Here is a 2,516-nt window from a genome sequence, read left to right on the forward strand (position 1 = left end):
TTCACATGCCGCTTCGCGACATTAGTATCCCGTCTGTCGACAAAAGGACTTGCCGATACCTACCCTACGCAATGTTCACTCAGCCCGAATGTCATTACGCGTATCCCCCAGATCGTCTTGATAAAAGACTCAGCTTCCGAGATTGCGGCGAAAATTAGCATAAATTGATTCAATCTGGCAATATTTTTTGCAAGCACGCTGAAAATATTGAGGCTACTTTCAATAAAAAGACCAACCACAATGGGTTGGCCTTCATACTTTATAATCAGGTTACTGTGTCGGTCTTGAGCACCTGATTGAGCATCTCTAACTCGCTAACAATCGAGTTGCTTTCAATCAAGCCTGCATCTTCGAAGGCGGTGGTCACACCCTCTAGGACAATGGTTTGGCCACGTCCTTCATCGGTGACCGTCATGACCACATCATCACCATCGACTACTGCATCAATAGAATCTATCAGATCACCGACCTCTACATTGTCATCGTCTTCCAATATCGCGCGTAAGTCGATGAGATCCCTGCCCAACTCAAAGTTATCAATCACATCGGTGCCATTGTCGAGCGTGTTGTCGAGCCAAACGAATATATTATCATCGCTATCACCAAGCATGACTTGGTTACCGATATCAGCCTCTACGTTTCCTGAATCGTCAGCAGTTACTACCTGATACTCAGGTGATTCGGTAATATCTATAGAAACCGTCCGCTCTTCACTAATAAGCAAGCCACTATCCACAGCAACATAGCCGAACGTTACATCTTTCACGACATCTTCATTACCCGAAAGGTATCGGATCTCATAGCTACCACCGGTAGAGTCAAAGGTCATTCCAACGATTGGATCATCCGGCGACGAATAGCTGAACTCGTAATAGATATTGGCATTACCAACATCGGACGGGTCTTTAGAGTATTCCTCAGTGACAAAGCCTCCACTAGCCAACTCGTAAGTAACTAAAACAACACTACCTTTAGCGAAGTTACCGCCTAAACCATCTAAGCCAAAGTTCACCACCGTCAATGGGTTGCTTCGTAAATTGAAGATGATTTGCTCGCCAGGCTGTAGACCATTACCTTGGTTATCCGCTATACCATAACCAACATGTGGTTGAGTGCCTTCATACTGTTTTAGCTTAGCATTGGGACTGCCGTTTGGATTCTGGTCAACAAAAGTAACGGTGATTTGGTTACCATTTTCTAACGTAACGACTCGTTCGACATCAGACACAGGTTCGCCCCAATTATCAAAGCCTCCAACGAGTTCTATTCCATCAGGATCTCCGCTTGTGCCCAGCTCAAACTCTTCACCAACACCCGGAACATAAACGATGTTATTGGGTACAAACATTTTGGCGAGGTTTGCAGGATCTTCCATATCGTAATCATCGATGGATATTAAGTCGGATTCTGTGATTACTCGTGTCACGCCATCTTCGATGTAGAGCAAAGTGCCACTATCAGGTAAAGACGAAAGCATAATAAGTACCTGAGTACCAGACGAATCATCATCCTCATCTGAAACCCTATCTAGTGACGCATCATCAGAATCGAAAATGATTGGCACAAATATCGCCGTGCCAGCATCGACAGAAAAGTCCATCGCTTCTGGTCGTTCGTTGACATCTCGTTCTTTCATGGTGACGTTGATGATGTCCGTCAGTCCACCCGTATCAGTAGCCGTCACTTTCAAATCATGCATATTTGGTGTCGACTCAAAGTCATTGGTAAACGCCGCAGCACCTGCTTCGGTTAAGAAAATCTCACCGGTCTCTTCATCAATACGATAAAGCGGTACGCCGTCTATCTCGACATTGGTCGTAATGCTGTATGTAACACTGTCATCGGCATCCAAATCCGTCGCCGATACTTGTCCCAAGGCAACTGTGATTAGGCTATTTTCATCGTAGGTAAACTCATAACCACCGTCTGGCTCGTCAGACTTAGGCGGCTCGTTAAGACCAAGCTCAGTAAAGGTCACATCCACATCAACGGATTGCGGTTCTCCTATACCATCACCTTCGGTAACAGTCACGACGATTGGGTGGGAGTTTGCTAGCTGCTCGAAATCGTTGGTGAATGAAGCAGCGCCCGCGTCGGTTAAGCTAATTTCACCGGTATCGGGATCGATTTGGAACAGATCTTCGCCGCCTTCGTTCTGAATGTTAGTTGAAATACTAAAAACCAACACATCATTATCAGGGTCAGTTGCAGCGACTTGACCAATTGGTGTTCCAGCAGGAGTATTTTCTTGGAAACTAAATGAGTATGCACCATCTTCAAAAGCAAATGCTGTAGGTTGCTCGTCACCTTCGCCTCCCCCAGGGACGAAATCATCCGTTGCTACAAACTGTGGTAAGTCGTTTGTACCATTGATTGTCACGGTGACACTGCCGATAGTCCCATCGGTCGACTCAATTGGGAATACATCGACGAGTGAATCCCCAACATTAAGCTCATCAAAAGCGCTATTTGCAACGTATGTCCAATTGCCATCTGAATCAATCGAGAATACACCG

Annotated in this window: 1 protein-coding gene; it reads right to left on the reverse strand. The window is 45.7% G+C overall.

Features of this window, described 5'->3' with window-relative positions; translation table 11 throughout:
- Positions 1-265 precede the first annotated feature (265 nt).
- On the reverse strand, positions 266-2,516 hold a 2,251-nt coding region (locus tag QTO00_RS18030), incomplete at its 5' end, for a cadherin domain-containing protein (RefSeq protein WP_331426007.1).

It is taken from the genome of Vibrio sp. M260118 (assembly GCF_036533755.1).
Classification (GTDB): Bacteria; Pseudomonadota; Gammaproteobacteria; order Enterobacterales; family Vibrionaceae; genus Vibrio.